General features: G+C 60.7%; 5 protein-coding genes. 4 read left to right on the forward strand and 1 reads right to left on the reverse strand.

What is annotated here, in order from left to right:
- The first annotated feature begins 60 nt into the window (after positions 1-60).
- From AX729_RS39045 to AX729_RS28535, 3 genes are all read left to right on the forward strand, one after another.
- The gene (locus AX729_RS39045) at positions 61-336 is read left to right on the forward strand and encodes a DUF736 domain-containing protein (RefSeq protein WP_082750799.1); all 276 of its coding nucleotides are present in this window, start codon (positions 61-63) and stop codon (positions 334-336) included.
- A gap of 323 nt (positions 337-659) precedes the next feature.
- Positions 660-812 (forward strand): hypothetical protein, encoded by a 153-nt coding sequence (locus tag AX729_RS40720; RefSeq protein WP_197433692.1) that lies wholly within the window; start codon positions 660-662, stop codon positions 810-812.
- A 46-nt stretch (positions 813-858) separates the two neighbouring features.
- The gene (locus AX729_RS28535; protein WP_197433693.1) at positions 859-1374 is read left to right on the forward strand and encodes a hypothetical protein; all 516 of its coding nucleotides are present in this window, start codon (positions 859-861) and stop codon (positions 1372-1374) included.
- Between the two features lie 255 nt (positions 1375-1629).
- Here the strand turns inward: AX729_RS28535 and ltrA are convergent, their stop codons facing one another.
- Entirely contained in the window at positions 1630-3495 is a 1866-nt protein-coding gene (gene ltrA, locus AX729_RS28540) for a group II intron reverse transcriptase/maturase (RefSeq protein ID WP_197433694.1), read from the reverse strand.
- A 960-nt stretch (positions 3496-4455) separates the two neighbouring features.
- On the opposite strand from ltrA, the gene AX729_RS28545 reads away from it, so the two are divergent.
- Positions 4456-4665: a hypothetical protein gene (locus AX729_RS28545; protein WP_061027530.1), complete on the forward strand. Its 210-nt coding sequence runs from the start codon at positions 4456-4458 to the stop codon at positions 4663-4665.
- Positions 4666-5368: the final 703 nt, after the last annotated feature.

Consider the following 5368-nt stretch of genomic DNA (forward strand, 5'->3'; position numbering starts at 1 on the left):
GTCGCTATCGGATCAACCGCTTCATTTCAGAAAGACGGTTGCCAACTGACCTAAAACGGCATCGTCGGCAACGTCCGCACCCTCACCGTCGGCTTCAAGGCCCGCCTCAACCCGATCGACCGCGTCTCCCGCGACGCCCCGGACTTCCGCATCACCGCCGGCAACGGCGTCGAGGTCGGCGCAGGCTGGAACCAGGTCTCCAACGACGGCGAGCCCTACATCTCCGTCAAACTCGACGACCCGAGCTTCAACGTCCCGATCATCGCAGCGCTGTGGCCGAGCCAGACGGACGGGGACTACGCCCTGATCTGGAACCGCCCGAAGCGGGACGCCTGATCCCCGCGACGCAGGAACCCCGCCGCCAAGGCGGGGCTTCTTGCGCGCTGAATGAAGCCGGAACCGGGCATCGAGCCCGCTTCCGGCTTGCCGGGCGCACAACCGGGAACGGGGGACTGCTCAGTTCGTCCAAGGGTGCCATGGCGCTCCGAAGGCCTCAAGGACTGCGGCACCTCCAATTTTGCCTCCGCGCCGGTTCCCTCCGCTTCAACAAAATCGGCTCCTCCGCACGCCGGCTCCGCCGGTCGCTTCGCGCTCCTTGATCCCTCCGATCCGCCATGACCGCGGGCGTCGTCTTTCACAAACGTCAAGGAGACGACACCATGTCGATCGATCAACACATTGAAGAGCTTCGGGCCGAACTCAGGAACGCCGTCTACGCCGACGAGCGGCGCTGCATCGAGGGCGAGCTGGCGGCGGCGATCGCCGAGCGCGACGCGATCCTCGCCACCTGGGCGGAGGAGCCTCCCCAGTGAGGGAGGTTTTTCCGCGTCGGCCGTGCGGGCGCCATAGCCGGCGCCCGTGTCCCTGTCGTCGGCGCATGAATCGTCTGCCCTCAAGCGAATTTTACTCTCCCAATTCGTCTCGCTCTCTGGCAATTTCTTTCCGGATTTGAGGATCTCCATGCCGAACCGGATTCCACTCGACCCCAAATTGCCCAAGACGTTCGACGCGACCCCGAACGACACGCGCAGCAAGGCGCAGCTCGATCAATGGTGGGATCGCCCTTACGGCCTCACACGACCGGATGGTCGCATCGAGGTCCGATGCCTGAATGGCGGGGCGTGGGATCGCTCAACCCATTTCGGTTTCGCGGACGATTACGATGCTGCCTGCGCGTTGGCCGAAGCGAAGCAGGCTGAATGGCTGAAGTTCCGGGAGCGGCCCAACGCCTGTCTTGAAGGCGGTCAGGTGACGGTGATCCGGCAGCCGCAGCGGCCCGACGAAGAGCCGCGCCAACTTGCCGCGTTTCCGACAGCTGAAGCGGCTGCCGAGTATCTGCGCGCCAACTTCCCGGAAGCATCGTCTTCGACTTAAGCTATATCCGCTGGTCTGTCCGTCTCTTGCCTCGACGGGAACAGATGTTGGGGGTGGTGTCTGGTTGTTGCCGATACAGATCATCTTTCGATCCGGCATCCACTTCGACATCGGCAGATTTTGGGCGAGGCCCTTCGGGGCACGGCTCTATTCGCTGCGCGAACCGAACCCGCTGCGCGGTTTCGGGTAGGGTAGGCGTGGGGCATCTGCGAACAGAATACCCCTACGCCTCCCTCCGAACCGTGCGTGCACCTTTCAATGCACACGGCTCTCCATATGCGGTATCTCCCGACGGGAACTTGCGACTTCCCTGCAGGCTGGACAGAAGATCATCGTCCGGCGCAGCGCGGTCCCCAAGTTCCGGTTCGTCAACGGTTTGTCGCGGAAATGCCGATCGCTCTGACGATGATGCACTACGAACGGCCCACGCGTATCGCCACAGATGCCGCATTCGCGCGTATCCAGTCGGTCGATGAGGTCGTTTGGACTTTTGACCCACCACGCTCCCTTTGTGACATTGTCCACGACTGGACTTGTCCAGGAGAGGCGGCGTAGATGCTTTAGTCGCCACAGTTTGAGGCTGCGAACTTCACCACGTATTACCGAGGAAACCTCGTAATCCGTGCCCTTGCTCAAGCGTGCCCTGATCTTTGCCGTTGTTGTCCGATGACGCATCGCCAGCGTTTTCACGAGACTGCGTAACGTCACCAGTTCCAACAGCCCTAACGCCTTTTTGACGTCATCGGCCAACACATAATAGTTGGCAAAGCCACGGAACTCCGAGTTATAGGCGAGGACGATGTTGCGATCGCTGGTATGTGCGAATTGTACCCGTCGATGGCCATTCTTTCTGGCGAGATCGCCATAGCCATGTCTGCGACAGAACGCAGTGACCCTTTCTCGTGGCACACGCAGGCTGACATTGCCGGTGGTCGGGCGACGTAAGATGCGCCACTTGCGCCCATCGGGGCCCTTCCGGTCGGACTTCCGTCCGGCGCCGGTCGAGGTAAATGTCGATATGCGGTAGCCAAGAAAGGTTACCCCTTTTGATGCGGCATGGACCCCACTTTTCTCGGGCGCCACGGCGAGCTTCAGGGTTTCCGTCAAGTGTTGTTCGACGGAAGTCATGATCTCACGCGCCTCCTGCTTGCTGCCGATGATGCCGATCAGGAAGTCGTCGGCATATCGGCAGTAACGGAGCCTTTTGAAGTTTGGGTCCATAGGATCGACGGACGGCATTTTCCGCCTTTCCCTATTGAGGGCTTCGATCTGCGCCATCACGGCGTTAATCTGACCCTGATCCGCGCTAGTGGCACGGAGCCGTTCAACTTCTCGGCGAAGGCGATGGACGCGATGTTGTAACGCCGCGTAGGCCGCAAACGGACGCCGTTTGCGGCCCTGATCAAAGCTCACCCGCAACGTCTGCATGAACTGGTCGAGTTCGTGCAGATAGATGTTGGCAAGCAGGGGCGAGACAACCCCGCCCTGTGGCGTGCCGCTGTACGTGCGTTCGAAGACCCAATCTTCCATATAGCCCGCTTTGAGCATTCCTTCGATCAGTTCGATGAACCTATCGTCATCGATACGCCTCTTTAGAAGTTCAAGCAGAATATCGTGGTCGATGTTGTCGAAGAACCCGCGCACATCCACTTCGATCAGCCATTTACAACCCGTCCAAGTTTTCTTGATAAGTTCAAGGGCGCTATGACAGGATCGCCTCGGGCGGAACCCATGTGACTCATCGAGAAACACGGGCTCGTAGATTGCTTCGAGAATGATCCTGACGGCCTCTTGGACGAGCCGGTCCTCCACCGTGGGTATGCCCAGCGGTCGTGTTTTGCCGTTGCCCTTCGGAATATAGACCCGTCGGGCTGGTCGGAAGCGATAAGTACCTTCCGATACACGCGCGGCAATGTCGGCCAACTCTGACGACGTTATTCCGTCAAAAGTTTTGCCATCAATTCCCGGCGTGCTGGCTCCTTTGTTCCGAGAAACCTTTTCGTATGCCCGCTCGAAGAGGTACGAAGACCTCAACAGGCGGTGAAGGCCGTTTATCTTCCTTCCCGACCCGGACAATGTCGGTATTGATTCAATTCTTTTCTGGATAGTCGCGGCCTGCATCAGCAGTACCTCTCCGTCAAAGAACGTCTTCTTTGCATACTGCAAATGCCGTTATTGGCGGCATCGTCCTTCCCCCGATCAGAGGCGCTTTCGACCGGACTGGCCGGACTTATACGCGTGCTCGTCCGCCTGTCGACGGCTGTCCCTGCCATTACGCAGGGCATTTGGGTACTATGACGGCTCCGTCGCCATACAGATTCAACCTTGAACCTGCTGCAGGCGATCCCGTAGTTGCGTGTGTGAGGAGTCGCGGTGTGTTTAGGTGTCCCGTTTATTTCCTTGACCTTCCGATGGAAGTCGTCCCGCGCGAACTGGTGATGGGGCGCACAGGGCAGTGCTTTCCATCTCGCACGACATAGCGTTTCAGCCGCATTCGCTACAGCCAACCCTTTAGCAACTGGAAACTGGGATTCAGGCATATCAGCTTTCACCATGCACACCTTACTCTGTGCTCTCCACCGGACTGCGGCGCCCAATTTCGAGCCTTTTCCCGGCATGCTCTGGTCCCGTTCCCCTTTCGGGATTTCAGTCGTTTCCGACACCGGTAAGCCGGGTGAGTAAGAGCCAAACCAGTAGGCTCCATTCTTTCGAACACTCCTTCTTCTTCTCCACGCCACAACGGCGCACCCCATTCGGGTCACGATCCTCTCGCGATGCGGCCCCGCCGGCGTGAGATTGCGATCGCCGAGACACACGGAGAATGAGAGGGCCGGCTGATCGCCGGATACGGACACGGCCCCTGGCGGGGCCGTGGTTCTCTCTGACAATGACGTCCCAGCCTATCGTATTTCCTCCCGCGTCAAGGAGAGCGGTTCCCCCAATTTTCAGCCGCCGCCCGATGAGGGCGGCGGCTGAAAATCGGCTCCCCCGCTCCCCGCCTTTGGCGGCCGCTCCGCGGTCCCTGACCCGCTCGTCAAGAAACGATGGGCCGCCTTCGTCATTGAAACGAAGGAGCCGATCATGGACACGTACACACTCAAAAACTTCGACCTGATCATGGATAATCTCGACCGGATCATCGGTGATCTGCGCGCCGGCTTCGAAAGCTCCATCGCATCAGAAATCGAGCGGCACTGGACCAAGTTCGCACTCGACAAGCGTATCGCCGAGCGTGATGCGTTGCTCGCTGAATTGCGAGCGAGCCCCGAGTGGGGCAAGCTTCCGTTCTAGACAAGGCGTGCATCACGCACATGGGGAGGCGGCTTCGTTCGCCTCCTTTTTATAAACGCGTTTGCCGGCGGCGCAGTGGTCGTGCTGGTCGCCGAAAGCGGACCCGGCCCCTGGCGGGGCCGTGGGTTCCGGCGTCATAGCTCGGCCTCCGGAAGGGCGGACTGCGGCCGCTGCTCGCGCAGGTGGCTCCGGCATCGGCCTGGCCCGCGATATCCCATACCCAGGACCCCATGCCGTCTTGCCGACCGGATCGTCGAGCGCTTCGCGAAATGCGGCGTCGGCGTGGTCGGGAACGGTATGCGGCGCCGTCGACAGACCGTCGTTGCGGGTCAGGACGGAGGCTCCGCGCTGGACCGGCTCGGGACGTCGCGTGGATCGGCGTTTCATCCGGGGAACGGAAAGATCGCGCCTGGCACGGCTCGCACCGGAGGCGGTCCAATCCCGCTTCGTCTGATGGCGTCCTGGTCCATCCCCGGATCTTCCACGATCAACCCATCAAGGGTCCGCTACGCGAGCGTGCGGCCGCTTGGCTGCGCCTGCGCGGTGATCGCGACCGGGGCCGGACCTTCGAGGAGCCATCAGCGGGAATTGGCCCGCTCCGGATGGAGCCTCAAAATGGCGCACGACCTCTCCCTCGCCCAGAACCACGCTTTCGACCTCGCCCGCACCCTGATGGTCCCCGTCACGCTCTTTCAAGTCGCCG

Origin of the sequence: Bradyrhizobium sp. CCH5-F6, from assembly GCF_001556045.1 — a bacterium.
Lineage (GTDB): Bacteria > Pseudomonadota > Alphaproteobacteria > Rhizobiales > Xanthobacteraceae > Bradyrhizobium.

Coding starts and splice junctions, on each gene's coding strand:
- AX729_RS28545 (WP_061027530.1), top strand. CDS start 4,456: ATGGACACGTACACACTCAAAAACTTCGACCTGATCATGGATAATCTC.
- ltrA (WP_197433694.1), bottom strand. CDS start 3,495: ATGCAGGCCGCGACTATCCAGAAAAGAATTGAATCAATACCGACATTG.
- AX729_RS40720 (WP_197433692.1), top strand. CDS start 660: ATGTCGATCGATCAACACATTGAAGAGCTTCGGGCCGAACTCAGGAAC.